Source organism: Pseudomonas sp. LPB0260 (assembly GCF_013388395.1).
The window spans coordinates 6,221,062-6,247,952 of the sequence record NZ_CP058247.1 but is presented as its reverse complement, the minus strand read 5'-3'; the positions used below and the strand labels follow the sequence as shown (position 1 = coordinate 6,247,952).

Sequence of the window (26,891 nt, the reverse complement as noted above, 5' to 3'; positions counted from 1 at the left end):
ATTAGGGTGCGTTCGGCTATCGCCACTGCGCTTGAGACGATCTGGGTTCGTAGGGTGCGCCGTGCGCACCAGTGGTTCGTCGCCAGCCGTGGTGCGCATAGCGCACCCTACCCGTTGCCGGCTACGCGAGAAGGGCTCAGACCTGAATCGCCCAGGCAACAGGTAATTGGGACATGGCCATAGAAATGGCTGAAGCAGGCGACCGCAGGATGGGTTGAGACGCGCCGCGTCGATACCCATCGCCATTGCCTCGCCGCCGCATCGAAGGGTATCGCTGCGCTCCACCCATCCCACGCATAAGGAATACCGGATGACCGCTCTACCCGAATGCCAAACCCTGCTGCTGGAACAGGCCGATGGCGTGCTGCACCTCAGCCTCAACCGTCCGGACTGCCGCAACGCCATGAGCCTGACCATGGTCGGCGAGCTGCGCGCGGTGCTGGAGAGCCTGCGGCATGCCCCAGAGATTCGCGCCCTGGTGCTGCGCGGCGTTGGCGGGCACTTCTGCGCCGGCGGCGACATCAAGGACATGGCCACGGCTCGCGCCGCCGGGGGCGAGGCGTTCCGCTCGCTGAACCGCGCCTTCGGCAGCCTGCTGCAGGAGGCGCAGGCCCTGCCCCAGGTACTGATCGTGGTGCTGGAGGGCGCGGTGCTCGGCGGCGGCCTGGGCTTGGCCTGCGTCTCCGACATCGCCATCGCCCGCCAGGACGCCCAGTTCGGCCTGCCGGAAACCACCCTGGGGGTGCTGCCGGCGCAGATCGCCCCCTTCGTCGCCACGCGCATCGGCCTGACCCAGGCCCGGCGCCTGGCCCTGACCGGGGCGCGCTTCGACGGCAGCGAGGCGGCGCGCCTGGGCCTGGTGCACTTCAGCGAGGCCGGGGACGAGGCCCTCGAGCAACGCCTGGCCGAGGCCCTGGCCCAGGTTCGCCGCTGCGCGCCCCAGGCCAATGCCCAGACCAAGGCCTTGCTGCTGGCTTGCCAGGCGCAGCCCCTGGACGCGCTGCTGGACAACGCCGCCGCACAGTTCGCCGCCGCGGTGACCGGCAGCGAAGGAACCGAAGGCACCCTGGCCTTCGTGCAGAAACGCGCGCCGAGCTGGGCGCAATGAACCACAGAGCGGAGCGCCACCCATGGCCACCTTCAACAAAGTCCTGATTGCCAACCGCGGCGAGATCGCCTGCCGGGTGCTGCGCAGCGTGCACGCCCTCGGTTACCGCAGCGTGGCGGTGCACAGCGCCGCCGACGCCGACGACCGTCACGTGCAGCTGGCCGACGAGGCGGTCTGCATCGGCCCGGCACCGGCGCAGCAGTCCTACCTGAGCATCGACGCCATCATCGCCGCCGCAGACAGGACCGGCGCCGACGCCATCCACCCCGGCTACGGCTTTCTCTCGGAGAACGCCGCCTTCGCCCGCGCCTGCGAGCAGGCCGGCATCGTCTTTATCGGTCCGAGCGCCGCGGCCATCGAGCTGATGGGCAGCAAGCGCCTGGCCAAGCTGGCCATGCTGGAAGCCGGGGTGCCCTGCATTCCCGGCTACGAAGGTGCCGAGCAGGACGACGCGACCCTGAGCCGCGAGGCCCAGCGCATCGGCTACCCGCTGATGGTCAAGGCCAGCGCCGGCGGCGGCGGCCGCGGCATGCGCCTGGTGCAGCACCCCGATGAGCTGCTGGCGCAGCTGCGTACCGCCCGCTCGGAGGCGCAGAACGCCTTCGGCAGTGGCGAGCTGATTCTCGAACGCGCGCTGATCCAGCCACGCCACGTGGAAATCCAGGTGTTCGGCGACAGTCATGGCAACCTGGTGCACCTCGGCGAGCGCGACTGCTCGGTGCAGCGCCGCCACCAGAAGGTGGTGGAAGAGTCGCCCTGCCCGCTAATGACCCAGGAGTTGCGCCAGGCCATGGGCGAGGCCGCCATCAAGGCCGCGGCCTCGGTCGACTATGTCGGCGCCGGCACCGTGGAGTTCCTGCTCGATGCCAGTGGCGCCTTCTACTTCCTGGAGATGAACACCCGCCTGCAGGTGGAGCACCCGGTCACCGAGCTGGTCACCGGCCAGGACCTGGTCGCCTGGCAGCTGCGCGTCGCCGCGGGCCAGCCGCTGCCACTGGAACAGGCGCAGATTCAGCTGCAGGGCCACGCCATGGAGGTGCGCCTGTACGCCGAGAATCCCGCCCAGGGTTTCCTGCCGCAGACCGGCAACGTGCTGCGCTGGGAACCGGCGCAGGACGAGGGCATCCGCGTCGATCACGGCCTGCTCGAAGGCCAGGCCGTCAGCCCCTTCTACGACCCCATGCTGGCCAAGATCGTCGCCCACGGCGCCACCCGCGACGAGGCCCGACGCAAGCTGCTGCGCGCGGTGGAGGACTGCGTGCTGCTGGGCGTCAACGGCAACCAGCGCTTCCTCGCCAACCTGCTGCGCCACCCGCAGTTCGCCGCCGGCAACGCCACCACCTCCTTTATCACCGAGCACTTCGCCGACGATCCCAGCCTCGCGCCACAGACGCCGACGCCGGGCCAACTGGCCTGTGCCGCCGCCCTGCTGTTCCAGGCCCGAGCGCAGCAGGGCCGGCTGCGCGGCTGGAGCAACGCACCGGGCGTGCCCTCACGCTTCCTGCTCCAGCATGCCGAACACACCCATGGGGTCGAACTGCGCGTGCTGGAGGCCGGCGCGCAGGCACAGCTCGAGGCCCAGGTCAGCAGCGAAAGACTGACCCTGCGCCTGCTCGCCTGCGACGCTCGCCGGGCCTGCCTGGAGCTGGACGGCATTCGCCGACGCCTGACCTATCATCTGGACGGGGGCCGGCTGTGGCTGCACGGCCCTGAAGGCCACCTGGAACTGCTGGAGATCAGCCAACAACCGGCGGGGAGCGTCGCAGCCGCCGGTTGCGGCGCGGTGAAGGCGCCGATGGACGGCGCCATCGTCGAGGTACTGGTGAACGAAGGCCAGCGGGTCGCCAAGGGCACCCTGCTGCTGGTCCTGGAGGCGATGAAGATGGAACACCCGCTCAAGGCGACGATCGACGGCGTCGTCGGCCGAGTGGCGGTAAGCAAGGGCGAGCAGGTAAAGAACCGCCAGCTGCTGGTGGATATCGAGGCATGACACCCAGGTAGGGCGTGCTGTGCGCAGCGGACGCCGTCGATGGCGCGCACGACGCCCCCTACCACTACCCACAAGGAACTCAGCATGTCACTGACCGGAAAAACCCTGTTCATCACCGGCGCCAGCCGCGGCATCGGCCGCGAGATCGCCCTGCGTGCCGCACGCGACGGCGCCAATGTGGTCATCGCGGCGAAGAGCGCCGAGGCCCATGCGAAGCTGCCCGGCACCATCCACAGCGTCGCCGCCGAGGTCGAGGCGGCGGGCGGCAAGGCCCTCGCCGTGCAGCTGGACGTGCGCGACGAGCAGGCGGTGAAGGTCGCCATGGACCGCGCCGCCGAGCATTTCGGCGGCATCGACGCGTTGGTCAACAACGCCGGGGCGATCAAGCTACAGGGCGTCGAACAGCTGGAGCCCAAGCGCTTCGACCTGATGTTCCAGATCAACACCCGCGCGGTGATGGTCTGCAGCCAGGCCGCCCTGCCCTACCTGAAGAACAGCGCCAACGGGCACATCCTCAGCCTGTCGCCGCCGCTGAGCCTGGACAACAAGTGGTTCGCCCAGCACGGCCCCTACACGGTCACCAAGTACGGCATGAGCATGCTCACCCTGGGCATGCACGAGGAATTCAAGAAATACGGCATCAGCGTCAATGCGCTGTGGCCCAAGACCATGATCGCCACCGCCGCCATCGAGTTCGAGGTGGGCAGCCGCGAGGTGTTCAAGCGCGCGCGCACCCCGCAGATCATGGCCGACGCCGCCCATGCCATCCTCAGCAGCAGCGGGCGCAGCATCAGCGGGCGCCTGTTGATCGACGAGCAGGTGCTGCGCGAGCAGGGCCAGAGCGAGTTCGAGCAATACCGCTACGATCCCGACGGCGGCGCGCTGATCCCCGACCTGTTCCTCGATTGAGCGCGGCCACGGGCCTGACTAGCGTTTGAACTTGAACTGCAGCTCGGCCCCGTCCACCGACTCCCAGTAGTCGGCATCGTCTTCATTGGTGATCAAGCGGCCGCTGAGCTGGAATGGGTCGCCTGCCGCATCTTCCTCGAACAGGGGCGGCAGCAGCGGCGCCGCCACCTCGCCTGGTACCCCCTCGGCGCTCAGCTGCTCGAGCAGCTCGGGCGGCAGGCTGAGGTCCAGCGTGGCGTGCTCCGGTTGCACGGGGGCAACCGGGGCCGACGCCTGCTGCTCCTCGGCCCGGCTCGCGGCCGGCGGCGGGGCTGCCTTGCTCGGGGTGACAGCCGCCGGGACGGGGGCAACCGCCTGCGGTTCTTCAGGCACCTCAGGCCCCGGACCCGCCTCGGTCGGCGCCGCTGCAGGCGCGTCAGCGGGCGGGGTCGACAGCGCCTGGGCAGGCGCCTGGGCAGGCGCCTTGGCCTCCGCCGGCGCGACGTTTTTCGACGGTTCGACCTTGGCCGGCTTGACCTCCGGCTCACAGGCGCTCAGCAGGGGAACCAGCAGGGTCAGGGCCAGGTAACGCATGACACTCATGATCGCTCTTGATGGATCTAACGAGGCGGCAATGCTCGCCTGCCCGGCGTCGCCTGACAAGCTGGATTTCGCTCAACGCGCGAGCTCGTCCGCCGCCTGCTGCCGGACCAGCAGCGCCTCGATATCCAGCTGCGGATAACGCTGGCGCAGCGCCTCGATGCGCGCGGCGGCCGCGCCCTGCTCGCCCTCCTCGCGCAGCCTGAGAATCTCGCGCAGCGCCTCGGCCAACTCGGCCTCCAGCCTGGGCCCCTGCGCCTTGCCCATGGCCTCCGGGGCGACGCGGGCGGGAGGCGCTGCGGCCGCGTCGGCCATGGCCTCCTGCGCGCCGACCGCGGCGGACTCGGCCATCAGCGTCTTCTGCGCAGGAGCTGGCGCGGCCTGGCGCTGCAGGCTCGGCGCGGCGGGCAGCGCGCTGTCGAAGCCGGCCGGGACCCGTTCGAGGGTCTTCAGGCTCAGGCCCAAGCCCAGCCCCAGGGCCGCCACGCTGCCCAGCGCGAGACTCCAGCGCAGGCGCGGCGAATGGCCGAACAGCCAGCCATGCAGGCGCGCCAGCACAGTCGCGCGCGGGCGGGCTTGCTCACGGGCAGCGGCGAGGATGCGGGCGTCCAGCGCCGCCGAGGGCTCCTCGTCCTGGTGACGACGGTAGTGCTGCGACAACTGCTGCTCGTCGGCGTCGACAGGGGAGTTGGCGTGCGGGTCTTTCATGCGGATACCTCTTTGGCCTCGGTGGGGTCGGCCAACAGCCGGCGCAGCTTGTGCAGGGCATAGCGCAGGCGACTCTTCACGGTTTCCGCCGGCGTGTGGGTCAGCTCGGCGATCTCCTGCAGCTCGAACTCGCCCTGGGCGCGCAGCAGGAACACTTCGCGCTGCTCCAACGGCAGGTCGTCGAGCGCCCCCTGCAGGCGCTGGCGGTCGCGGCTCAGGTCGAGCTGCTGGACCGGGTCGGCCTGCTCGTCCGGCGCCGCGTGCAGGCGCTCGTCGTAGGCGTCCTGCAGGCTCTGGCGCTTGCCGTGCTTGCGCCAGTGATCGATCAGGCGGTTGCGCGCAATCTGGTACAACCAGGTCTTGAACAGCACCTTCTCGCGCTGCAGCGAGTCGCTGCGAATCAGGCTCAGCCAGGTGTCCTGGAAGATTTCCTCGGCCAGCGCCGGCTCGCCGCACAGGCCGCAGAGAAAGCGGAACAGGCCGAGGCGATGGCGCTGGTACAACAGCGCGAAGGCCTCGGCATCGCCCTGGCGATAACGCCGCAGCAACGCGGCGTCGGTATCGGCAGGAACCTTTGCAGGTGGGGTGTCAGTCACACTCAATCGACCTTGGCGGTGGGTGGCGGGGAGAGCACCGCTGGAGTTTGCAGGCTCCGGGCCAGCTCTACCAGCTGCACAAACTCGGCGCGCAGGCCGAAGCGGTCCTCGCCCCTGGCCTGGCGCGCCAGCTCGGCGCTGTCGGCCAGGCTAAAGCGCCCGGTGTACTGGCCGCCCTTGAGCTGCTGGGCGAAGGCCGCCACCGCCGCGGCGAAACGCAGGTCCTCGCTGCTATCGGCCAGGGCCGGCGCCTCGGCGGCCGCGATCGGCCGCTCCAGCAGCTGGCTGCTGGCCTGCCCCGGGGTCTTGTAGCGAATGCGCAACCAGGCCAGTTCGCCGGCCTTGCCTGCCGGCTTGTCGCTGTTCTGATAACGCAGCGGCTCCAGCCAACCCTTGGCCCCCACCGGCACCACCTCATAGAGCGCGGTGACCCTATGCCCCGCGCCAATCTCGCCGGCATCGACCTTGTCGTTGGCAAAATCCTCGCGCTTAAGCGCGCGGTTCTCGTAGCCCAGCAGACGGTATTCGCTGACCTCGGCCGGGTTGAACTCGACCTGGATCTTCACGTCGCTGGCGACCGTGGCCAGGGTCGAGCCGAGCTGATCGACCAGCACCTTGCGCGCCTCGCGCAGGTTGTCGATATAGGCGTAGTTGCCGTCGCCGGCGTCGGCCAGCTGCTCCATCAGGCGCTCGTTGTAGTTGTCGGTGCCAAAGCCCAGGGTGGTCAGCGACACCCCGCTCTTGCGCTTGTCGGCGGCCAGTTGTTTGAGCGCCTCGAAGTCGCTGATGCCGACATTGAAGTCGCCATCGGTGGCCAGCAGGATGCGGTTGATGCCGCCGGCAATAAAGCCCTGCTGCGCCTGCTGATAGGCCAGCTGAATACCCGACTCACCCGCCGTCGAGCCGCCGGCGCGCAGCTGTTCGATGGCCGCGCGGATCCTGGCCTTGTCGCTGCCGGCGGTCGGCTCCAGCACCACGCTGCTTGAGCCGGCATAGACCACCAGCGACACCTTGTCCTCGGCGCGCAGCTGATCGACCAGCAACTTCAGCGTGCTCTGCACCAGCGGCAGGCCCTCGCGGCGGTCCATGGAACCGGAGACATCCACCAGAAATACCAGATTGGCCGGCGGCAGCGTCGCCAGCGCCTTGTCCCCGGCCTTGATGGCGATACGCAGCAGGCGGCTGTTGGAGTTCCACGGCGTCTGCGCCAGTTCGGTTGCCACGGCGAAGGGCACCTCGCCGGTGGGCTGCGGATAGGCATAGGGGAAGTAGTTGACCAGCTCCTCCAGACGCACCGCATCCTTGGGCGGCAGCTGCCCGGAATTGAGGAAGCGCCGCACATTGGCATAGCTACCGGTGTCCACGTCGATGCTAAAGGTCGACACCGGCGCCTCGGCCACCGCCTGCACCGGGTTGTCGGCGAGCTGCTGGTACTGCTCACGGCCCTGGTCGCGGTAACCCGGCGGCATAGCATCGGCAAGCGGGCTGGGCATGGGCGCATAGGCCATGCTCGGCATGGCGGCGCTGCTTTCCACCTTGGCCTTGCGCGCCAACTCGGCCACAGGCGCGGCCAGCTGCTCGCGCAACTCGCCACGACCGCTGGCCCCGGCCTGATCCGTCGCCAACGCGGGGCTGGCCGGCTTGGCCTGCGCGCTGGCCTGATCCTGCGCATCGGGGTTGGAGGCGCTGCAAGCGCCGAGGGCAATCAACAGACCGGCGGCGAAACCGGCAGCCAAGGGACGGCTGAGTAAAACGGGGTAAGTCGACATGGGGCACCTCCTGAGTAGGCAAACAACGCATTCACCCAGGTAGACGCAGCCCTCTGCTGAAACGGGTTAAGCCGCCCAGATATATGGTTTAGTGCTCCTGCCTTGGAATAAGAACTTGATCGACAAATTTACGAGTTGCGGCTCCAGCACCAACGGCATGGCCAGGGCATTTATAAGCAGTTAGCCAGGGGCTAGGGTTGGCGCTACTGGCTGGGGTGCTCCAGGCGTAGCGCAGCATCTCCCCCAGCACTTCATCGGTCTCGAGATCGATGACCCTGACCGTGCTACTGGCCACACCCAAGGCACGCTCCTCGGGGATCATATGGTCTTCAAAGGTCACGCCATAACGTGGAATGGGATCGGGGGCAGGAGATTTTTCTAGGAGGGTATCTATCCAGCCTATCTTAGACGTAGGTCTAGGCTTATGAACCAATATATACCGGTACCGCTGTTCATCTTCAGAATCGATTACATCGACATAACGGTAGCCGGGAAGATTACTTGGGTTGTCCGGAAGATAGTCGGTATTAACATATCCGCGATAAGAAGAGCTCACCGGCTCGCCAGTGGGGAAAGGTGAATGCTCATAACCTAGGAAACTTTTGATGTACTCATCGGTGTACGCTTCACCCGCAAACGCCGCCCCCGGCCAATTGGGGTCTGCCCACTGGCGGTCGCTTGCCTCGGGCCGCACTTTAAGCAACACCAACCCCTCCACATCCGCCACCGTTCGGTAGATCTTCTCCCCGGCCACAGTGCGGCACTTTTCCTTCCACAAGGCCTGCCCCGCCTCGGCGCGTTGCAGCGGGGTCATGGCCGCCGGATCGCTGGGCGGCACGGCGGCCGCATTCGTAGCCGGTGCTTGGCCACTGTCGCAGCCGGCCAGCAGCAACAGGGCGAAAAGCAGATGAGGTTTAGCCCTGGGCTTGATGCAATAATCCTTCCCTAGCCCGATCATCTAGGCGACTCCAAAAAACATAAACAAAGGTTCAGCGAACAAGCCCCGAGCGGCTTGGCGTACTTCAGGTAGTCGGCGATGTTGAGGGTGCTTACGACAGTCATGGCTTATTGCTCCTTCCTTGGAATTAGAACTTGATCGACAAATTTACGAGTGGCTTCTGCGACTCCGACCTCATGATCTGGACAGCGATAGGCAGTTAGCCAGGGGCTAGGGTTGGCGCTACTGACTGGAGTACTCCAGGCGTAGCGCAGCATCTCCCCTAGCACTTCATCGGTCTCGAGATCGATGACCCTGACCGTGCTACTAGCCACACCCAGGGCACGTTCCTCAGGGATCACATGGTCCTCGAAGGTCACGCCATAGCGTGGAGTAGGGTCGGGGGCAGGAGACTTTTCTAGGAGGGTATCTATCCAGCCTATCTTCGACGTAGGTCTAGGCTTATGAACCAATACATACCGGTACCGCTGTTTATCTTCGGAATCGATTACATCGACATAGCGATAGCCTGGACGATCCATAAGACCGGGACGGCGATCCGTTTCGATATAACCACGCATCGTCTTGGTGATTTCGTTTGGTACACCCTTAGTTCTAGTGGCGTATTCGTAGCCGAGAAAAGTGGTGATGTATTCATCCCTCCGGGCTTCCTTTGCAAACGCCGCCCCCGGCCAATTGGGATCTGCCCACTCGAGGTCGCTTGCCTTAGGCCGCACCTTAAGCAATACCAACCCCTCCACATCCGCAACCGTTCGGTAGATCTTCTCCCCGGCCACAGTGCGGCACTTTTCCTTCCACAAGGCCTGCCCCGCCTCGGCGCGTTGCAGCGGGGTCATGGCCGCCGGATCGCTGGGCGGCACGGCGGCCGCCTTCGTAGCCGGTGCTTGGCCACTGTCGCAGCCGGCCAGCAGCAACAGGGCGACAAGCAAATAGGGTTTAGCCCTGGGCTTAATGCAATAAGCCTTCCCTAGCCCGATCATCTAGGCGACTCCCGATAAACATAAACAAAGGTTCAGCGAATAAGCCCCGAGAGGCATCGGCATGCGTCGTCGTTCCTTGCTCAAGTCATTGGCTCCTTTTGGGTCCTGCTTCACCGGGAGTGAACCCCGGAAGGGGATTGTAAATTTCACTCCTCGGGGCAGGTAATAAAACGGTTCCTAATACCCACAAAAAAGGCCCATCGGCGGATGGGCCTTTGCAGGCTGTTGAAAAGCTAGCTGCGTTGCCATTGCGGCGTTAACAACAGACTCACTTGCTCATTTACAGCGCGTAAATACCGATTTTTCGCCCGTTTTTGCCATCCACTGGCTGCCGGCCCAAGGTTTTTCAACTGCCTGTTAGAGCAGCCGGGAGGAGCATGACCGGCTTAAGACAGCGGCGGCACTGTCATAGGCTGCTGCCGCTTTCCTGGCACAGTTGACTGGCCAGCAGGCCGAGGGTCATCAGCGCGCGCTCGGCCTCGCGGTTCCAGGGGATGCCGCAGTTCAGGCGGATGCAGTGGTTGAACTGCTCGGTGTTACTGAAGATCAGCCCCGGCGCGATGCTGATGCCCTGCTCCAGGGCGCGCACGTGCAGGTCCTTGGTGTTGACCCGTACCGGCAGGCTGACCCAGAGGATGAAGCCGCCCTTGGGCCGGCTCAGCTGCGTGCCTTCCGGGAAGTACTGCTGCACCGCCAGTTGGAAGGCACTGAGGTTCTTGCGGTACTCTTGGCGGATATGCCGCAGATGGCGGTCGTAGCCGCCATTCTCCAGATAGGCCGCCACCGCCATCTGCGTGACGCTGCACGCCGAGTGGGTGCTGAAGGTCTGCAGGCGCTGGATCTCGTCCTGGTACTTGCCGGCGACTATCCAGCCGATGCGCACGCCCGGCGACAGGGTCTTGGAAAAGCTCGAGCAATACACCACCTGCCCTTCCCGGTCCTGGGACTTGAGCGACTTGGTCGGTCCCTGCTCGAACATCAGTTCGCCATAGATGTCGTCCTCGACGATCTTGATATCGAAGTCGCCGGCCAGGCGCAGCAGCTGTTTCTGGCGATCCTCGGGGATGGTGCCGCCGAGCGGGTTGCTCAACCGCGCGGTCAGCACCAGGGCCTTGATCGGCCACTGACTGGCGGCCAGCTGCAACGCCTCCAGGCTGATGCCGGTGGTCGGGTCGCTGGGAATCTCGATGACCTTCAGGCCGAGCAGATCGGCCAGTTGCAGCAAGCCGTAATAGGTCGGCGACTCGGCGGCAATCAGGTCGCCCGGCTGGGTCAACACGCGCAGCGACATCTGCAGGGCATCGACGCAGCCATGGGTGATCACCACTTCCGAGGGGTCGACCACCACCCCGGCGTCACGCATCCGAATCGCCACCTGCCGGCGCAGGGGCTCGAAACCCGGACTGAACATGTAGCTGAAGGCCCGAGGACTCTGGAAGCGGGTCACCTTCGCCAGTTGCTGGTGCAGGGCGCGCACCGGTAGGTAGTCGACATGGGGCACCGCGGCGCCGAGGGGAAACACCCCTTCGCGGCGCGACTCGGTGAGGATCTGGTTGATGATGCTGCTGCGGGTCACCAGGCTGGGACGCTCGACCCGGGCGATATCCGGAGTCGGCGCGGTCAGGGCGGGGGTCTGGTGCACATAGAAGCCCGACTGCGGGCGAGCGCGGATCAGGCCCTGGTCCTCCAGGTTGGCGTAGGCCTGCAGCACCGTGGCATGGCTGACGCTGAGCTGCGCGCTCATCTTGCGCACGGAGGGTACGCGCTCACCCGGCTGATAGACGCCGCGACGAATATCTTCCGCCAGCTGCTGAGCGATACGCTGATAGAGCAACAGATTGGTCATGACTGCTTTCCCGCTTGCCTGAACCGTAACAGTAAGCCGGCACATCTAAAATGTACCGGTACAGCTACGGGGATTCTGCCCGAGACAATGCCGACAAGCCAACAACTGTATTAGACCAATTGGCCACAAGGACAACTGTTGCGCTAATTGCTGCCGGCATGAAAAAGCCCCGGCGCCTGACGGCTACCGGGGCTGGTTCGATCGCTGGCAATCAGCGAGGGGCGCCCAGGCGACCCTGCTCGTCGGAGAAGACGATCTCGACCCGGCGGTTGCGCGCCCGGCCCTTGGCCGAGGCGTTCTCGGCCACCGGGAAGGCCTCGCCATAGCCCTGCACCTCGATGCGCTTGGCATCGATGCCGAGGTCGATCAACACGTCGGCCACGGTCTGCGCCCGCGCCCGCGACAGCTCGAGGTTCTCCTGCTTGTCGCCACGGCTATCGCTATAGCCCTCGATCCGCACCACCCGGCGCGGGTTGAGCTGGAGAAACTGCACCAGCTTGAGCACCGTACGGTTGGCCGAGACGTTGAGGTCGGCGTGCCCGGCATCGAACAGCACATCGCCCAGGGTCATCACCAGGCCGCGCTCGGTCTCGGTGGTGGCCAGGCTGAGCATCTGCTCCTCGAGCCAGTGGCTCTGCTCCTGAATACTCAGCAGCTTGGCCTCGCGCAACGCCAGCTGCAGGCGCTGGCGTTCCAGTTCGAGCCGGGCCGCGCGCTCCTGGTTGAGCCCCAGTACACTCTTCTGCGCGGCGATATCGCTGTAGCGCTGGCTCAGGTAGGCGTAATGACTGACATCGTCGGCACTGCCCCAGTAGCTGGACAGGCGGTCGGCACGCGCCAGGGACTCACCGGCACGGATCACGTCCTTGGCGGCGCTGCGCAGCACGGCCGGATCCTCCTTGACCGTCTGGAAACTCGCCCGGGCCGCCTCCAGCGCCTCGCCGTCGCTCGGCTGCAAACCGGCGCAACCACCCAGCAGGAGCAACAGGCTCGCGCCGGTCATCAGCAATGGCCCCTTCATTGCAGATCCCCCAACTGTCGACGCAGACGATTGATCCGCTTGCTCAGCTCGCTCAGTTGCTCCTGGCTCTTGGCAGTCACCACCCGGGCCTCCGCCAGGCGGGCATCCAGCTCGGCCTGCTCGGCCAGCACCCGCGCCTCCTTGAACGCCTCGGCGGCCATGGCGGCCTGGGCGCGCTTCAGCTTGTCCTCGGCCAGGACCAGCTCCGGCACCTGCTCATCCGCCCCCACGGCCCGGGCCTGGGTAACCGCCTGCTCGCTCAGGCGCATTTGCTCGGTGGGCGCCGGATCATTGGCGCAAGCCGTCAAGGCCAACAGCGCCAGCACGGCGCATAGAAATCGATTGATCACTGGATTTTCCTACGGATTCGGGACGCTGGCGGGCTGCAACTGCTGCGCCTTCCAACGCTGCAGATTGCCCTGCAACAAGGCTTCCGGCACGCCGGCGGCGGCCAATTCTGTCATTTTTTTCGCCAGCTGTCCGCGCAACCAGGGATCGTTGCACGCCGAGTTGTGCGACAGCGCAAGGTGCAGCCCTTCGCTGCGGATGGGCGGACTCAGGGTCAGCAGATCGTCCTGCAGACCCAGGGTCAGGGCCAACGCCTGCGCCGGCTCGCGCTCATGAATGACGTAGTCGACCTCGCCGAGCATCAGCTTCTGCAACAGCTGGGTCAGATTGCCGCCCTGCTCCAGGCTCAAGTGCGCCTTGGCATAGTCGTCGAAGACTGGCCCGAAAGGCTTGCCGACGGACGCGCCACGACGTTCGCGCAGGTCGGCCCACTCGATATAGGGAAAGCTGGCGATATTGCGCACCCAGACCACCTCGGCACGGCTGAACACCGCCGGGTGCACGTAATCCATGCTTTCCAGCTCGGCCAGCGTCAGGCTCGCGCCAGCCAGCAGATCGATCCGCCCGCTGCGAACCTCATCCAGGGCCTTGTCCCAGGTACTGCTGTAGAGCACCTCGATGTTCACCCCCAGCTCCTTGCCCAGCCTGGCCAGCAGGTCGGCCTGCGCACCGATCAGCTGCTTCGGATTCTGCGGGTCGCGCCAACTGAAGGGAGGGTAATCGGGATGACCGGTGGCGACCAGACGCTCACATTTGCCGGCCGCGGGCGCCAGGGCTGGCATCGCCAGCAAGGCGACGAGCAACAGGCAGGACTTGAGAAAAGGACGTTCGAGCATTCGATGGGTCTCGGTTGATCGTTCGATGGCCCGCCCACAGCGGCTGCAGGCCAGGCGCGTGCTTCCATGCTAGCTTAGCGACAGCGCAATAATAATTCGCGATAAGGACATGCAATGAAAAAACTCTTTCTCGCTCTCCTGCTGCTGGTCGGCGCGGCGGCCGGGGTGTTCTATGCCTTTCCCGCTACCCTGCTGGCCAGCGTGCTGTGGCTTGAGCAACAGGCCGCCGGCCTGTCCCACGAGCGCATGGAGGTCGCGGATCTTAGCATTCATTACTACCGCGGCGGTCCGCGCGACGCTGAAACCATCCTGATGATCCACGGTTTCGCGGCCGACAAGGACAACTGGTTGCGCTTCGCCCGCCATCTGAGCGAAGGCTACCAGGTGATAGCCATGGACCTTCCCGGCTTCGGCGACAGCAGCAAGCCGCTCGCCAGCTATGACGTCGGCACCCAGGCCGAGCGGGTCGCCAGCTTCGTCAAGGCACTAGGGGTCGATCGCCTGCACCTGATCGGCAACTCCATGGGCGGCCACATTGCCGCGCTCTATGCCGCTCGCTATCCGCAGCAGGTGCTCTCTCTGGCGCTGTTCGACAACGCCGGAGTCAGTGCGCCGCAGAAGAGCGAGCTGATTCAGCGCCTGGAGAGCGGTACCGGTAATCCGCTGATCGTCGAGAAGCCGGGGGACTTCGAGCGCCTGCTCGACTTCGTCTTCGTCGAGCCGCCCTTACTCCCCCTCCACCTCAAGGAACACCTGGGCGAACGCGCCAGCGCCAACAGCGAGCACTACCGCCGAATCTTCGATCAGCTGGTCGAGCGCTATATTCCGCTGGAGCCGGAACTGCCGAAGATCCAGGCGCCGACCCTGCTGCTGTGGGGCGACCGTGACCGCGTGCTGGATGTCTCCAGCATCGAGGTAATGCGGCCATTGCTGCCGAAGCCAAGCGTGGTAATCATGAAGGACTGCGGCCACGCGCCGATGATCGAGCGCCCACAGGACACCGCCGAGCATTACCAGGCATTCTTGCGGAGCACGACGCGTCCGGACGAAGGCGCAGCAGACGCCCGAGCGCTTCCGTAGCGCTACTTGGCTGAACAACAAAAAACCCGCTCTAGGAGCGGGTTTTTTGTAGCACGAGAAGAAGTGGTTTAAACCAGCTTCTCCAGCTCCGGAATGGCCTCGAACAGGTCGGCGACCAGGCCGTAATCGGCCACCTGGAAGATCGGCGCCTCCTCGTCCTTGTTGATCGCGACGATCACCTTGGAGTCCTTCATGCCGGCCAGGTGCTGGATCGCACCGGAGATGCCGACGGCGATGTACAGCTGCGGGGCGACGATCTTGCCGGTCTGACCGACCTGCATGTCGTTCGGCACGAAGCCGGCATCCACTGCGGCGCGCGAGGCACCGACCGCGGCGCCGAGCTTGTCAGCCAGGGCGTAGAGGTGCTTGAAGTTGTCGCCGTTCTGCATGCCGCGGCCGCCGGACACGACGATCTTGGCTGCGGTCAGCTCCGGACGATCGGACTTGGCCAGCTCTTCACCCACGAAGGCCGACTTGCCAGCATCGCTGCCAGCGCCGACGGCTTCCACGGCAGCGGAGCCGCCTTCGGCGGCGACCGGGTCGAAACCGGTGGCGCGCACGGTGATCACCTTGATGACGGCACTGGATTGCACGGTGGCGATGGCGTTGCCGGCATAGATCGGGCGCTTGAAGGTGTCGGCGCTTTCGACGGCGATGATCTCGGAGATCTGGTCGACGTCCAGCTGGGCGGCTACGCGCGGCAGGATGTTCTTACCGTTGCTGGTAGCGGCAGCCAGGATGTGGCTGTAGCCGGCACCCAGCTCGGCTACCAGCGGCGCGACGTTTTCCGGCAGCTGGTGAGCGAAAGCGGCGTTGTCGGCGACCAGCACCTTGGCTACGCCGGCGATCTTACCGGCGGCTTCGGCAGCAGCACCACAGGCGGCGCCGGCAACCAGCACGTGAATGTCACCACCGATTTTCTGAGCGGCCGCAACGGTGTTCAGAGTGGCAGGCGCCAGGGCGGCATTGGTGTGTTCAGCGATAACCAGGATAGTCATTTAGATTACCTTCGCCTCGTTCTTCAGTTTCTCGACCAGTTCAGCCACGGACTTGACCTTGATGCCAGCGCTGCGGGCAGCAGGCGCTTCGACTTTCAGGGTCTTCACGGTGGAAGCAGTGGCGACACCCAGATCAGCCGGGGTTACGACTTCCAGCGGCTTCTTCTTGGCTTTCATGATGTTCGGCAGCGACGCGTAACGCGGCTCGTTCAGGCGCAGGTCGGTGGTGACGATCGCCGGCAGGTTCAGCGCGACGGTCTGCAGGCCGCCGTCGATTTCACGGGTCACGTTGACCTTGTCGCCAGCCACTTCGACCTTGGAGGCGAAGGTGCCCTGGGCGAAGCCGGTCAGGGCGCCGAGCATCTGGCCGGTCTGGTTGTTGTCGCTGTCGATGGCCTGCTTGCCGAGGATCACCAGCTGCGGCTGCTCCTTGTCGGCCACTGCCTTGAGCAGCTTGGCCACGGCCAGCGAGTTCAGCTCGTCGCTGGACTCGACCAGGATGGCGCGATCTGCGCCCAGGGCCAGGGCGGTACGCAGCTGCTCTTGAGCTGCGGTCGGGCCGATCGACACGACGACGATCTCACTCGCCACGCCCTTCTCTTTCAGGCGTACGGCTTCTTCCACGGCGATTTCGCAGAAGGGGTTCATCGACATCTTGACGTTGGCAAGATCAACGCCGCTGTTGTCCGCCTTCACGCGAACCTTGACGTTGTAGTCGACCACTCGTTTGACAGCTACAAGAACCTTCATGGATTCCTCGTTACTCTCCGGTGAATAAGGATGTCGCCAAAGCGAACATGGCGGGTGATGCGAGTCGGCCGGAACCGCTCTCCAGCCCAGACGGCGGGCGCAAACCGCCCGTATCTTGACCGCGCGACCCAGTCCGGTCAATACAACGGGCCGGTCAGGCATCTGCGATGTAGTAAGATTCTACCAGTCCTACAGAAAATTCAAACAAACGTTTGTATTGGACCGACCAGAGGGTGTAGATATAATGCCCGCGCTTGGCCCGGGGAACGAGCCTGATCCTCAAATAAAATTAGAGAGCCTTTGAGTAGGAGATAGCCTGTGGAACGCGAATTTATGGAGTTCGACGTCGTCATCGTCGGCGCCGGCCCTGCCGGATTGTCCGCCGCCTGCCGACTGAAGCAGAAAGCCGCCGAAGCGGGTAAGGAAATCAGCGTCTGCGTGGTCGAGAAAGGCTCGGAAGTCGGTGCACATATCCTCTCCGGCGCGGTGTTCGAGCCCCGCGCCCTGAACGAGCTGTTCCCCGACTGGAAAGAGCTGGGTGCCCCGCTGAACACCCCGGTCAAGCGCGACGACATCTACCTGCTGCGTGATGCCGAGAAGGGCACCCGCATTCCCGACTTCTTTGTGCCCAAGACCATGCACAACGAAGGCAACTACATCATCTCCCTGGGCAACCTGTGCCGCTGGCTGGCCCAGCAGGCCGAGAACCTCGGCGTAGAAATCTACCCAGGCTTCGCCGCCCAGGAAGCCCTGATCAATGAGCAAGGCTCGGTCTACGGCATCCTCACCGGCGATCTGGGTGTGGATCGCGAAGGCAACCCGAAAGAAGGCTACTACACCCCGGGCATGGAACTGCGGGCCAAGTACACCCTGTTCGCCGAAGGCTGCCGCGGCCATATCGGCAAGCAGCTGATCAACAAATTCAACCTGGACTCAGAGGCCGACGCCCAGCATTACGGCATCGGTATCAAGGAAATCTGGGATATCGACCCGGCCAAGCATGAGCAGGGCCTGGTCGTGCACACCGCCGGCTGGCCGCTGGACATCATGGGCACCGAGAACACCGGCGGCTCCTTCCTCTATCACCTGGAGAACAACCAGGTGGTCGTCGGCCTGATCGTCGACCTGTCCTACAGCAACCCGCACCTGTCGCCGTTCGACGAGTTCCAGCGCTACAAGCACCACCCGGTGGTCGCCCAGTATCTGGAAGGCGGCAAGCGCGTGGCCTACGGTGCCCGCGCCATCTGCAAGGGCGGCCTCAACTCGCTGCCGAAGATGGTCTTCAACGGCGGCGCACTGATCGGTTGCGACCTCGGCACCCTGAACTTCGCCAAGATCAAGGGCAGCCACACCGCCATGAAATCCGGCATGCTCGCCGCCGACGCGCTGGCTGACGCCCTGTTCGCCGGCCGTGAAGGTGGCGATGAGCTGACCGGCTATGTCGAGGCCTTCAAGGCCAGCTGGCTGTATGACGAACTGTTCCGCAGCCGCAACTTCGGCCCGGCCATCCACAAGTTCGGCGCCATTGTCGGCGGCGGCGTCAACTGGCTGGATCAGAACATCTTCGGCGGCAAGATCCCCTTCACCCTGCACGACACCAAGCCGGATCATGCCTGCCTGAAGCCGGCAGCAGAAGCTCAGAAAATCAGCTACCCCAAGCCCGACGGCAAACTCAGCTTCGACAAGCTCAGCTCGGTATTCCTCTCCAACACCAACCATGAAGAGGAACAACCCTGCCACCTGAAGCTCACCGACCCGAGCATTCCGCTGAGCAAGAACCTGCCGCTGTACGACGAGCCGGCGCAGCGCTACTGCCCGGCTGGGGTGTACGAAATCGTCACCCAGGAAGACGGCGAGAAGAAGTTCCAGATCAACGCGCAGAACTGCGTGCACTGCAAGACCTGCGACATCAAGGACCCCGCCCAGAACATCACCTGGGTAGCCCCGAGGGCACCGGCGGGCCGAACTACCCCAACATGTAACACGCAAAAAAGGCTCCCTCGGGAGCCTTTTCTTTATCCGCCAACAGCCCGCGACTAATCCGGCTGCGGGCCGAGTGGAAAGAACGAACCCGCGCTCCACACCCCCAGCCAGGTCTGGCCGTCGATCTCCCGAGGTACCGCCAGCTCGACCAACTGGTAGAACACGTTGCGATGCACCAGCGCCTCCAGGTTCGCGCGCACATGCACGTAGGGTGCAGGCTCCTGCGTCGCGGCATCCAGCTCCACCCGCAGCGGGTGCTCCGCCCCGGCCAGAACCTCATCCTCGACATTGGTGGTGAAGTACAGCGCCTGCCGCTCCCCCTCCCCCTCTACTCGCAAGGTAACCGCCACGAAGGGCGCATCATCGACCTGGATGCCGACCTTCTCCACCGGAGTGACTAGGAAATAGTCATCGCCATCGCGACGGATGATGGTTGAGAACAGCCTGACCATCGGTTTGCGGCCGATCGGCGTACCCATATAGAACCAGCTGCCGTCCCGGGCGATGCGCATGTCGATGTCGCCACAGAAGTCCGGATTCCACAGGTGAACCGGCGGCAGGCCCGGCTTATCGGACTTGGGAATCTGTGCCAGCAGGTCGCCGGCCTTGCCTGAATCGCTCATCAAAGCTCCTCAACGACCGACACCGAGCAGGCTGCGGGCATAGTCGCGCAGCGGCGGGCCGATCAGGTCTTGCGGTTGCGCGTCGTAGAAGGTCAGGAAACCACCACGACTGCGAATGCGGGCAGTATCCACCAAAAAGCGCGTATTGGTTTCGATCAGCATCAATTGAATCACGCTGCGGTCGGTGCCGAGGCGATCCAGCGCCTCCTGATCGGCCCACTCGTCCGCGGTGCCGATGCGATCATCGCTATAGGCGAAACGACTGTAGAGCAGGTAGTGCGCGCCCGCCGTACGCGCTTGCGCCATGGCCTCCTCGAGGCCGGCCGGATTGCGGGCACGACGCACCATGGGGAAGTACTGGACGAAGCCGTTGAACGCCTCCTCGGCAATCACATTGGGCCTCGGATAGCCGTGACCCGGCGGGACGAAATGCCCCTGGGCGATATAGATAAAGGAGTCCTGCTGCAAGCGACGCGAGGCCATGCGCTCGGTCCGCCCGTGATCGAGTATGCCGGCATCACGCAGGTGGTATTCGGCGCCATCGGCCAGGTCGCTGACCTTCATGCAGCCGGCCAAGGCCAGCAGCGCCAGCGTAAGCATCAGGAATCGCATTGCACCTCTCCCGTCCGGGTGACAAAAAATCGTCAGATGGCCGAGCGATGCAGAAACCACGCCACAACTGCCGCCAGGCTTCTACTGCCCGGACAAGCAGGCGCCAGACGCGCGGCTCAGCCGCCGATGATCTTCATCACCGTCGCACCGCCGGAGAAGGCAAGCTCCTGCTTGTCGCCAAGCGCCTTGACCAGCAGCCGCTGCAGCGCCGGCAGCGCCTGATGGCGCGGCTTGTCCAACAGATCGCCGACGTAGTGGCGATTGCTCGATGACAGGCAACCATGCAGCCAACCGGTCGACGACAGTCGCAGGCGCGAGCAGGTCCGGCAGAAGGGCACGCTCTCGTTGGCGATGACGCCAAAGTAACCCAGGCCGGGAATCTCGTAGCGCAGGGCCGTTGCATCCACCGGCGCATCGGCCTGGACGAAGTCATGACGCTCGTCGATCATCGCCAGCAACTCCGCCAGCCCGACGAACCGCTGCAGGAAGCCGTTGCCGTCACGTGCCAGGTGGCCCATGCGCATCAGCTCGATGAAGCGCAGCTCGAAGCCACGCTCCAAACAGTATTCGAGCATCGGCAGGACCTGATCGAGGTTCTGCCCGCGCAACGGCACCATGTTGACCTTGATCTTCAGCCCGGCCGCTCGCGCCTCGTCCATGCCCGCCAGCACGGTGGCCAGGTCACCGCCGCGGGCGATCGCCCGAAAGGCGCCGGCATCCAGGGTATCGAGAGACAAATTGAGGCGGCGGATGCCGCTCTCCACCAGCAGCGGCAACTTGCGCGAGAGCAGCTGGCCGTTGCTGGTCAGACTGATGTCCTCCAGGCCAAGGCCGCCGATGCCACGCAGAAAGGGCTCCAGCTTCGGGCTGACCAGGGGCTCGCCACCGGTGATGCGCAACCGCTCGATACCGGCCGCCTCGATCAGGTAGGCGACGCCTCGCACCATGGCCTCGGCGCTCAGCTCATCCTGGGCGGCGACCAGACGCTTGCCATCCGGGACGCAGTAGGTGCAGGCGTAATTGCAGGCAGCGGTCAGACTGATGCGCAAGTTGCGAAAGCGTCTGCCTTGGCGATCAACGATCATGAACGACTCCGGCGATTGATAGCCTCGAGTATATCGCCGCAAGCCATGCGGGCACCCGCACCACAAGCGTTATTGACCAGCCGAATAACGTCAGGCTAGCGGCTGTTCGCCGTCGCGCTTGCGCTTGTTACCCATGCGCACGCCGATATCCATGAGGAACTGGAAGAAACCTTCCTGATCTTCCAGCACGTTGCTCCAGAACGGCGAGTGGTACAGCGCCACAGCACCATGCACCAGAGCCCAGGCAGCGCAGTAGTGGAAGTAAGGCGGCACGTCTTCCAGCTTGCCCTCGGCGATGCGCCCCTTGATCAACAGGGTCAGACGCTCGAAGTTGGACGCCCGGATCTTGTGCAGCTGCTCGACCATCTCCGGCACCTGATTGCCCTTGACCACCTTTTCCTCCAGGCGGTCGAACAACCGATAGCGCTGCGGGTCGCGCATGCGGAACTCGAAGTAGGCGCGCGACAACGCCTCCTTGTCGCGATCCACATCGGCAGAGTGGAACAGCTCGTTCAAGTCACGCTCGTAGTCGAGCATCAGGCGCAGGTAGATCTCCGCCTTGGACTTGAAGTGCTTGTAGATGGTGCCTTTGCCGATTCCGACCGCGTCGGCAATCATCTCGACGGTCACGCTGTCTTCGCCCTGCTCGAGGAACAATTTCAGCGCGGTATCGAGAATTTCCTGTTCGCGGCGGCGAAACTCACGGACCTTACGGGGTTCTTTCTGCATAAAGGGACTAAGGAGTCGAAAATCGAAGCCGGCTATTATGCCTGTTTAGCGCCAAATTGCACGGATCATCCGACCATGTACGCCATTCGAGAAGAATTCCCCCAGATAGCCGAGCTGCGCTACCTCAACCACGCCGCCGTCGCCCCCTGGCCACAGCGCGCCGTGGCGGCGGTCCAGCGTTTCGCCGAACAGAACGCCCAGGTCGGTGCGCGCGACTACCCGGCCTGGCTAAAGCTCGAGAGCAACCTGCGCGAACGCCTGGCACGGTTGCTCAACGCGCCGAGCACAGATGACATCGCGCTGGTCAAGAACACCTCCGAAGCCCTGTCGTTCGTGGCCTTTGGCCTGGAGTGGAGAAGCGGCGACCAGGTGGTGATCAGCAACGAGGAGTTCCCCTCCAACCGGGTAGTCTGGGAAGCGCTCAAACCGCAGGGAGTGGAGGTGATCCAGGTCGAGCTGCACCAGGGCGACCCGGAAACCGCCCTGCTCGCCGCCTGCGGTCCGCGCACCCGCCTGCTGTCGATCAGTGCGGTGCAATACGCCAGCGGACTGCGCCTGGATCTGGAGCGCCTCGGCCATGGCTGCCGAGAGCGTGGCGTACTGTTCTGCATCGATGCCATCCAACAACTCGGCGCCCTACCCTTCGACGTAAGGCGCTATCAGTGCGACTTCGCCATGGCCGATGGCCACAAATGGCTGCTCGGCCCGGAAGGCCTGGGCGCCTTCTACTGCCGCAGCGAGCTGCGCGAGCAGCTGAAACTCCACGAGTACGGCTGGCACATGCTCGAGCATCCCGGCGACTACCAGCGCCAGGATTGGCAAGTCGCCACGAGCGCCCGGCGCTTCGAATGCGGCAGCCCGAACCTGCTTGGCGCCACGGCCCTGGAGGCCAGCCTGTCACTGCTCGAGGAAGTCGGCATGGACGAAGTGGGCAAAGCGCTGCAGGAGCGGGTGCAATGGCTGCTCGATGGCCTCGAGGCACAGCCCGGCGTCAGCCTGCACAGCCCGCGCAACCCTGCGCGGCGCGCCGGCATCGTCACCTTCAGCCTGGCTGGCTGGGACAATCAGGCGCTGTACGAACGCCTCAGGCACGAACAAGTGATCTGCGCCCAGCGTGGCGGGGGCATTCGCCTGTCACCACACTTCTACAGTGAAGCGCGGATAATCGAGGAAACCTTGCAGCTGCTGCGCCGGCTTGCAGCAGGTTGAGGACTCAGCAGCTACCCGAGTATTCCAAAACTGTTTAAAAACGCGGCGAACCAGGGTGGACGATCGGGAATCTTCGCCAATACTAAGGAGTACTGGTGCGCGGCATCTCCCCCCAAGTGCCCCGCCAGGCAAGGTACCGTGGACCGCGTACCTTGATTTACTCCTAATGGTCTTAACCCGGATTCATCCCCCAGAACCCGGGTTTTTTTTGTCCCGAATTCCGTCCCCATGGCCCAGGTGCCGCGCTAAGCGACGCGCGCCAACGGGAACAGCCGCTTGAAATTGGCCGTGGTCTGCTCCGCCAGGGTCTCGAAGCTCACCCCACGCAGCAGCGCCAGGTACTCGGCCACGTCACGCACATACTCCGGCAGGTTCGGCTTGCCACGATGCGGAACCGGCGCCAGGTAGGGGGAGTCGGTTTCCACCAGCAAGCGGTCCGCTGGCACCTGCCGGGCGACCTCGCGCAGGGCCTCGGCATTGCGAAAGGTGACGATGCCGGACAGGGAGATATAGAACCCCAGATCGAGCGCCGCCCTGGCCATATCCCAATCCTCGGTAAAGCAGTGCAGCACCCCGGCCTGCGACAAGGCCGCCTCGCGCAGCAGCGCCAGCGTGTCGGCGCGGGCCTCGCGGGTGTGCACGATGACCGGCTTGCCGGTGACCTGGGCGGCCTGCAAGTGCAGGCGAAAGGCCTGCTGCTGCGCCTGCGCGGCTTGCGGCTCGTAGTGATAGTCCAGGCCGGTCTCGCCGATGGCCACCACATGCGGGTGATTCAACTCGGCCAACAACCACTCCAGGGCAGGCGCCGCGCCGGGCTGCAGGTCCAGCGGGTGGACGCCCACCGAGCAGTCGACATCGGCATATCGCTCGGCCAGGCCCTTGACCGCCGCGGCGTTGTCGGCGCTCACGCCGATGCAAAGAAAATGGCCGACGCCGCGCCCGCGCGCAGCCGCCAGCGCCGCGTCGAGCGAACCCTCATGGGCGGCCAGATCGAGGCGGTCGAGATGACAGTGGGAATCTACCAGCATGGATAACAATCACTTGAACAGCGATGCCAGAGCAGGCACCGCGGGCTCCGAAGCCCGGATGGAAAGACAGCGGGTCACATGGTGTGGGTCGGGCGGTCCGACTTCAGCGCTCCCGCGAGGTAGGTCTCGATCTTGTTGCGGGCGGTGTTGTCACCCTCGTTGAATTGCACGCCGACACCGGCCGCTCGGTTGCCCTGAGCCCCCTTCGGGGTGATCCAGACCACCTTGCCGGCGACCGGAATCTTCTCCGGCTCATCCATCAGGTTGAGCAGCATGAATACTTCGTCGCCAAGCTTGTAACTCTTGTTGGTCGGAATAAACAGCCCGCCATTCTTGATGAACGGCATGTAGGCGGCATAGAGCACGGACTTGTCCTTGATGGTCAGAGACAAGATTCCATTACGCGGGCCCAAGTTAGGTGGCAAGCTCATGCGGCATTCCTGGCTTCATTACTCAATGGCCGATTCTAGCCCGGTCCGGGCAGGCTTGCCCACTGTACCAGCAGCGCTTCGAGAAGCAGCACGCCGTTCAAGTTGGCCTTGCCCAGCACTTTCTGGCGCTGCTGCAGCAGCCAGTCCTGCATGGCCAGTACCTTGGCTTGCGGGGTCTTCTCCGCCAGGTACTGCACCACCTTGCGCATGTCATCGAGCCCCAGCCCCTGCTCGTCGCGGGTCAGCTGATAACGCAACATCAGCTGCGCCCAGTCGCAGAACCAGTCGAGCAGCATGGGCATCGGCAAGGCCTTCCAGGCCTCGGCCAACTGGCTGGCGGCAGCCTGCTGCTTGAGCAGCTTCTTCACCCCCTCGACCACCAGGGCGCGCTGCTCGCGCACCCCTTGCTGCTGCAGGGCGCGCGCGGTCAGTGGCGAGCCCGCGGCCAGGACCAGCAGCTCGCGACACTCCTGCTCGTCGCACTCCGGCAGCGCCTGCGCCAACCAGGCCAGGCTGGTCGCCGGATCAGGCAACGGGCAGGCCTGCTGCACGCAACGGCTCTTGATGGTCGGCAACAACCGGCTTGGCTGATGGCTGAGCAACAGCAGCACGGTGTCGCCAGAGGGCTCCTCCAGGCTCTTGAGCAGGGCGTTGGATGCGGCCAGGGTCATGTCTTCGGCAGGCGGCTCGGCGACCATCACGACCTTGCGCCCGCTCAGCTGCGCGGTCTTGTTGACGAAGCCGATCAGCTCACGGACATCGTCCACGCCGACGCTCTTCTTGTCCCCGCTCGGCTTAAGCTCGAACATATCCGGATGACTGCCGGCCGCCAGCAGGTGGCAGCCTTTGCACTGGCCACAGGCCTCCAGCCCGGCGGGCTGCTGGCACAGCAGGCGCGCCATCAGGCGCTCGGCGAGGGCGCGCTTGCCGATCCCGGCGGGCCCCAGCAGCAGGTAGGCATGGGCATGCTGGGTACGACCGGCCAGCTGCTGCCACAACGCGTCCTGCCAGGGATAGGCCTCAGCCACGGCACAGCTCCACGATCTGCGGAAGCAGGACGTCCAGGCTTTGCTGCACCTGGCTCAGCGGCTGCGCGGCATCGAGGATTCGATAGCGCTGCGGCGCCGCTTCGGCGCGACGCAGGTAGGTCTGGCGCACCGCCTCGAAGAAGGTGCCCCCCTCCTGCTCGAAACGGTCCAGGCGCCCCCGCGCAGCGGCGCGCGCCAGGCCGACCTCGATCGGCAAGTCGAAAACCAGGGTCAGGTCCGGGCGCAGTGGCCCCTGGACGAAGTCTTCGAGCACGGCGATCCGCGCCTCGGACAGGCCACGGCCGCCGCCCTGGTAGGCATAGGTGGCGTCGGTAAAGCGGTCGCAGAGCACCACGCAGCCGCGCGCCAGGGCCGGGCGAATGACCTGGGCCAGGTGCTGCGCGCGCGCGGCGAACACCAGGAGCAGCTCGGTGTCTGCGGCCATCGGCTCATCGCTCGGCGTCAGCAGCAGCTCGCGCACTCGCTCGGCCAGCGGCGTGCCGCCAGGCTCGCGAGTCAGCAGCACCTCGATCCCCTGCTCCGCCAGACGCGCCGCCAGGTACTCGCGATTGGTGCTCTTGCCTGCCCCTTCCGGACCTTCCAGGGTAATAAACAAACCGCTCACGGGGCGTCCTTATGGTTGCTTGACTGTGCAGGTGCGGGACTGGAGCGATAGTCCGCGCGTCGATTGAGCTGGTAGGCGCGCACCGCTCGATTGTGCGCCTCAAGGGTATCGGAGAAAGCATGGCTGCCGTCGCCACGGGCCACGAAATACAGGCTGCTGCCCGGCACCGGATGCAATGCCGCATGGATCGCCTCGCGCCCGACCAGGGCGATAGGCGTCGGCGGCATGCCGTCGATCATGTAGGTGTTGTAGGGGGTAGCCTCACGCAAATGGGCTCGCGACAGCTTGCCGTTGTAGCGCTCGCCCAGGCCGTAGATCACCGTCGGGTCGGTCTGCAGGCGCATGCCGCTGCGCAGGCGGCGGACGAACACCCCGGCGATAGCGCCGCGCTCCTCGGGCACGCCGGTCTCCTTCTCGATCATCGAGGCCATGATCAAGGCGTCGTAAGGCTCGCTATAGGGCAGCCCATCGGCCCGCCCCTGCCACTCCTCGGCCAGCACCTGCTGCAGGCGCGCATAGGCCTGCTTGAGCAGATCCAGGTCACTGGTACCGCGCACATAGCGATAGGTATCGGGAAAGAAGCGGCCCTCGGGATTGACCCCGGGCAGCCCGAGGCGCTCCATCAATTGCTCATCGCTCAAGCCGGCCAGACTCGACTCGAGCTTGTCGGCACGCTCCAAGGCGGCACGTACCTGGCGAAAGTTCCAGCCCTCCACCAGGGTCAGGCTGTACTGCACCACGTCCCCGCGGCGCCATTGCAGCAACATGTCATTCACCGTTTGGCCGGGGGCCAGACGGTACTCGCCGCTGTGCAGGGGATGTCCGCGCAGGTTGAAGCGCCAGTAGAGCCGCAGCCAGAAGGCATCTTCCAGCACCCCTTCGGCCTGCAGGCGATTGAGCACGCCGCCCGGCGTCGAACCGCTAGGCACCTCGAGCAGGCGCTCCTCACTCAGCTGCAGCGGCTGCTGCAGCGCCGCGTGCTGCTGCCAGGCAGCAAAGACGACCAGCAAGCCGGCCAGCAAAACGCCGGCCTCGAGCAGCAACAATATCTTGCGTATCACA

General features: G+C 64.9%; 26 protein-coding genes and 1 pseudogene. 6 read left to right on the top strand and 21 right to left on the bottom strand.

The window, feature by feature from the left end; all coding sequences use genetic code 11:
- Window positions 1–310 precede the first annotated feature (310 nt).
- From LPB260_RS28205 to LPB260_RS28195, 3 genes are all read left to right on the top strand, one after another.
- A complete protein-coding gene (locus LPB260_RS28205; protein ID WP_208709364.1) occupies window positions 311–1,108 on the top strand; it encodes an enoyl-CoA hydratase/isomerase family protein in 798 nt (265 codons plus the stop codon).
- Window positions 1,109–1,130: 22 nt separating this feature from the next.
- Window positions 1,131–3,098, top strand: coding sequence for an acetyl/propionyl/methylcrotonyl-CoA carboxylase subunit alpha (locus LPB260_RS28200; protein ID WP_208709362.1), 1,968 nt, complete (start codon window positions 1,131–1,133; stop codon window positions 3,096–3,098).
- Window positions 3,099–3,182: 84 nt separating this feature from the next.
- The gene (locus LPB260_RS28195) at window positions 3,183–4,007 is read left to right on the top strand and encodes an NAD(P)-dependent oxidoreductase (RefSeq protein WP_208709360.1); all 825 of its coding nucleotides are present in this window, start codon (window positions 3,183–3,185) and stop codon (window positions 4,005–4,007) included.
- Between the two features lie 18 nt (window positions 4,008–4,025).
- On the opposite strand, the gene LPB260_RS28190 is transcribed toward LPB260_RS28195, so the two are convergent.
- From LPB260_RS28190 to LPB260_RS28145, 10 genes are all read right to left on the bottom strand, one after another.
- The gene (locus LPB260_RS28190; protein WP_208709358.1) at window positions 4,026–4,589 is read right to left on the bottom strand and encodes a hypothetical protein; all 564 of its coding nucleotides are present in this window, start codon (window positions 4,587–4,589) and stop codon (window positions 4,026–4,028) included.
- A 72-nt stretch (window positions 4,590–4,661) separates the two neighbouring features.
- A complete protein-coding gene (locus tag LPB260_RS28185; protein WP_208709356.1) occupies window positions 4,662–5,294 on the bottom strand; it encodes a hypothetical protein in 633 nt (210 codons plus the stop codon).
- Entirely contained in the window at window positions 5,291–5,890 is a 600-nt protein-coding gene (locus LPB260_RS28180) for an RNA polymerase sigma factor (protein WP_208709354.1), read from the bottom strand. The genes LPB260_RS28185 and LPB260_RS28180 overlap by 4 nt, the downstream gene beginning before the upstream one ends.
- 2 nt (window positions 5,891–5,892) lie before the next feature.
- Entirely contained in the window at window positions 5,893–7,659 is a 1,767-nt protein-coding gene (locus tag LPB260_RS28175; RefSeq protein WP_208709352.1) for a VWA domain-containing protein, read from the bottom strand.
- 88 nt (window positions 7,660–7,747) lie between these two features.
- A complete protein-coding gene (locus LPB260_RS28170) occupies window positions 7,748–8,617 on the bottom strand; it encodes a hypothetical protein (protein WP_208709350.1) in 870 nt (289 codons plus the stop codon).
- A gap of 107 nt (window positions 8,618–8,724) precedes the next feature.
- Window positions 8,725–9,597, bottom strand: a complete 873-nt coding sequence (locus LPB260_RS28165; RefSeq protein WP_208709348.1) for a hypothetical protein — start codon at window positions 9,595–9,597, stop codon at window positions 8,725–8,727.
- A 406-nt stretch (window positions 9,598–10,003) separates the two neighbouring features.
- A complete protein-coding gene (locus tag LPB260_RS28160) occupies window positions 10,004–11,443 on the bottom strand; it encodes a PLP-dependent aminotransferase family protein (protein WP_208709346.1) in 1,440 nt (479 codons plus the stop codon).
- 211 nt (window positions 11,444–11,654) lie between these two features.
- Window positions 11,655–12,464, bottom strand: a complete 810-nt coding sequence (locus LPB260_RS28155; protein WP_208709344.1) for an OmpA family protein — start codon at window positions 12,462–12,464, stop codon at window positions 11,655–11,657.
- The gene (locus LPB260_RS28150; RefSeq protein WP_208709342.1) at window positions 12,461–12,814 is read right to left on the bottom strand and encodes a DUF4398 domain-containing protein; all 354 of its coding nucleotides are present in this window, start codon (window positions 12,812–12,814) and stop codon (window positions 12,461–12,463) included. Before LPB260_RS28150 ends, LPB260_RS28155 begins: the two co-directional genes overlap by 4 nt.
- 9 nt (window positions 12,815–12,823) lie before the next feature.
- Window positions 12,824–13,648 carry an ABC transporter substrate-binding protein gene (locus LPB260_RS28145; protein ID WP_208709340.1) on the bottom strand — a complete coding sequence of 275 codons (825 nt, stop codon included), beginning with the start codon at window positions 13,646–13,648 and terminating at the stop codon, window positions 12,824–12,826.
- A 114-nt stretch (window positions 13,649–13,762) separates the two neighbouring features.
- Between LPB260_RS28145 and LPB260_RS28140 the strand changes: the two genes are divergently transcribed.
- Complete coding sequence (locus LPB260_RS28140; protein WP_208709338.1) at window positions 13,763–14,728, top strand: alpha/beta fold hydrolase; 966 nt, start codon at window positions 13,763–13,765, stop codon at window positions 14,726–14,728.
- Between the two features lie 68 nt (window positions 14,729–14,796).
- Here the strand turns inward: LPB260_RS28140 and LPB260_RS28135 are convergent, their stop codons facing one another.
- Window positions 14,797–15,726: an electron transfer flavoprotein subunit alpha/FixB family protein gene (locus tag LPB260_RS28135; protein ID WP_208709336.1), complete on the bottom strand. Its 930-nt coding sequence runs from the start codon at window positions 15,724–15,726 to the stop codon at window positions 14,797–14,799.
- Window positions 15,727–16,476 (bottom strand): electron transfer flavoprotein subunit beta/FixA family protein, encoded by a 750-nt coding sequence (locus LPB260_RS28130; protein ID WP_208709334.1) that lies wholly within the window; start codon window positions 16,474–16,476, stop codon window positions 15,727–15,729.
- 318 nt (window positions 16,477–16,794) lie between these two features.
- Here LPB260_RS28130 and LPB260_RS28125 point away from each other — a divergent pair.
- A pseudogene (locus LPB260_RS28125) lies at window positions 16,795–18,458 on the top strand (electron transfer flavoprotein-ubiquinone oxidoreductase).
- 54 nt (window positions 18,459–18,512) lie between these two features.
- Here the strand turns inward: LPB260_RS28125 and LPB260_RS28120 are convergent.
- From LPB260_RS28120 to LPB260_RS28105, 4 genes are all read right to left on the bottom strand, one after another.
- Window positions 18,513–19,082, bottom strand: a complete 570-nt coding sequence (locus tag LPB260_RS28120) for a DUF1285 domain-containing protein (protein ID WP_208709330.1) — start codon at window positions 19,080–19,082, stop codon at window positions 18,513–18,515.
- 9 nt (window positions 19,083–19,091) lie between these two features.
- Window positions 19,092–19,694 (bottom strand): DUF4823 domain-containing protein, encoded by a 603-nt coding sequence (locus tag LPB260_RS28115; RefSeq protein ID WP_208709328.1) that lies wholly within the window; start codon window positions 19,692–19,694, stop codon window positions 19,092–19,094.
- A gap of 116 nt (window positions 19,695–19,810) precedes the next feature.
- Window positions 19,811–20,779: a GTP 3',8-cyclase MoaA gene (locus LPB260_RS28110; protein ID WP_208709326.1), complete on the bottom strand. Its 969-nt coding sequence runs from the start codon at window positions 20,777–20,779 to the stop codon at window positions 19,811–19,813.
- Between the two features lie 90 nt (window positions 20,780–20,869).
- The gene (locus tag LPB260_RS28105; protein ID WP_208709324.1) at window positions 20,870–21,508 is read right to left on the bottom strand and encodes a TetR/AcrR family transcriptional regulator; all 639 of its coding nucleotides are present in this window, start codon (window positions 21,506–21,508) and stop codon (window positions 20,870–20,872) included.
- Between the two features lie 75 nt (window positions 21,509–21,583).
- On the opposite strand from LPB260_RS28105, the gene LPB260_RS28100 reads away from it, so the two are divergent.
- Window positions 21,584–22,717, top strand: coding sequence for an aminotransferase class V-fold PLP-dependent enzyme (locus tag LPB260_RS28100; protein ID WP_208709323.1), 1,134 nt, complete (start codon window positions 21,584–21,586; stop codon window positions 22,715–22,717).
- A 245-nt stretch (window positions 22,718–22,962) separates the two neighbouring features.
- On the opposite strand, the gene LPB260_RS28095 is transcribed toward LPB260_RS28100, so the two are convergent.
- The 5 genes from LPB260_RS28095 to mltG form a co-directional block, all read right to left on the bottom strand.
- Window positions 22,963–23,745 carry a TatD family hydrolase gene (locus tag LPB260_RS28095; protein ID WP_208709320.1) on the bottom strand — a complete coding sequence of 261 codons (783 nt, stop codon included), beginning with the start codon at window positions 23,743–23,745 and terminating at the stop codon, window positions 22,963–22,965.
- A 74-nt stretch (window positions 23,746–23,819) separates the two neighbouring features.
- Window positions 23,820–24,176, bottom strand: a complete 357-nt coding sequence (locus LPB260_RS28090) for a PilZ domain-containing protein (protein WP_042556691.1) — start codon at window positions 24,174–24,176, stop codon at window positions 23,820–23,822.
- A gap of 35 nt (window positions 24,177–24,211) precedes the next feature.
- A complete protein-coding gene (locus LPB260_RS28085; RefSeq protein WP_208709318.1) occupies window positions 24,212–25,204 on the bottom strand; it encodes a DNA polymerase III subunit delta' in 993 nt (330 codons plus the stop codon).
- A complete protein-coding gene (tmk, locus tag LPB260_RS28080; RefSeq protein ID WP_208709316.1) occupies window positions 25,197–25,829 on the bottom strand; it encodes a dTMP kinase in 633 nt (210 codons plus the stop codon). The genes LPB260_RS28085 and tmk overlap by 8 nt, the downstream gene beginning before the upstream one ends.
- Window positions 25,826–26,890, bottom strand: coding sequence for an endolytic transglycosylase MltG (gene mltG / locus LPB260_RS28075; RefSeq protein ID WP_208709314.1), 1,065 nt, complete (start codon window positions 26,888–26,890; stop codon window positions 25,826–25,828). The genes tmk and mltG overlap by 4 nt, the downstream gene beginning before the upstream one ends.
- Between the last annotated feature and the right edge of the window lies 1 nt (window position 26,891).

Bases quoted from the DNA above. Each gene is read 5' to 3' on its own strand.
- LPB260_RS28205 (WP_208709364.1), top strand. From the start codon at position 311: ATGACCGCTCTACCCGAATGCCAAACCCTGCTGCTGGAACAGGCCGAT.
- LPB260_RS28200 (WP_208709362.1), top strand. From the start codon at position 1,131: ATGGCCACCTTCAACAAAGTCCTGATTGCCAACCGCGGCGAGATCGCC.
- LPB260_RS28195 (WP_208709360.1), top strand. From the start codon at position 3,183: ATGTCACTGACCGGAAAAACCCTGTTCATCACCGGCGCCAGCCGCGGC.
- LPB260_RS28190 (WP_208709358.1), bottom strand. From the start codon at position 4,589: ATGAGTGTCATGCGTTACCTGGCCCTGACCCTGCTGGTTCCCCTGCTG.
- LPB260_RS28185 (WP_208709356.1), bottom strand. From the start codon at position 5,294: ATGAAAGACCCGCACGCCAACTCCCCTGTCGACGCCGACGAGCAGCAG.
- LPB260_RS28175 (WP_208709352.1), bottom strand. From the start codon at position 7,659: ATGTCGACTTACCCCGTTTTACTCAGCCGTCCCTTGGCTGCCGGTTTC.
- LPB260_RS28170 (WP_208709350.1), bottom strand. From the start codon at position 8,617: ATGATCGGGCTAGGGAAGGATTATTGCATCAAGCCCAGGGCTAAACCT.
- LPB260_RS28165 (WP_208709348.1), bottom strand. From the start codon at position 9,597: ATGATCGGGCTAGGGAAGGCTTATTGCATTAAGCCCAGGGCTAAACCC.
- LPB260_RS28160 (WP_208709346.1), bottom strand. From the start codon at position 11,443: ATGACCAATCTGTTGCTCTATCAGCGTATCGCTCAGCAGCTGGCGGAA.
- LPB260_RS28155 (WP_208709344.1), bottom strand. From the start codon at position 12,464: ATGAAGGGGCCATTGCTGATGACCGGCGCGAGCCTGTTGCTCCTGCTG.
- LPB260_RS28145 (WP_208709340.1), bottom strand. From the start codon at position 13,648: ATGCTCGAACGTCCTTTTCTCAAGTCCTGCCTGTTGCTCGTCGCCTTG.
- LPB260_RS28140 (WP_208709338.1), top strand. From the start codon at position 13,763: ATGAAAAAACTCTTTCTCGCTCTCCTGCTGCTGGTCGGCGCGGCGGCC.
- LPB260_RS28135 (WP_208709336.1), bottom strand. From the start codon at position 15,726: ATGACTATCCTGGTTATCGCTGAACACACCAATGCCGCCCTGGCGCCT.
- LPB260_RS28130 (WP_208709334.1), bottom strand. From the start codon at position 16,476: ATGAAGGTTCTTGTAGCTGTCAAACGAGTGGTCGACTACAACGTCAAG.
- LPB260_RS28120 (WP_208709330.1), bottom strand. From the start codon at position 19,082: ATGAGCGATTCAGGCAAGGCCGGCGACCTGCTGGCACAGATTCCCAAG.
- LPB260_RS28115 (WP_208709328.1), bottom strand. From the start codon at position 19,694: ATGCGATTCCTGATGCTTACGCTGGCGCTGCTGGCCTTGGCCGGCTGC.
- LPB260_RS28110 (WP_208709326.1), bottom strand. From the start codon at position 20,779: ATGATCGTTGATCGCCAAGGCAGACGCTTTCGCAACTTGCGCATCAGT.
- LPB260_RS28105 (WP_208709324.1), bottom strand. From the start codon at position 21,508: ATGCAGAAAGAACCCCGTAAGGTCCGTGAGTTTCGCCGCCGCGAACAG.
- LPB260_RS28100 (WP_208709323.1), top strand. From the start codon at position 21,584: ATGTACGCCATTCGAGAAGAATTCCCCCAGATAGCCGAGCTGCGCTAC.
- LPB260_RS28095 (WP_208709320.1), bottom strand. From the start codon at position 23,745: ATGCTGGTAGATTCCCACTGTCATCTCGACCGCCTCGATCTGGCCGCC.
- LPB260_RS28090 (WP_042556691.1), bottom strand. From the start codon at position 24,176: ATGAGCTTGCCACCTAACTTGGGCCCGCGTAATGGAATCTTGTCTCTG.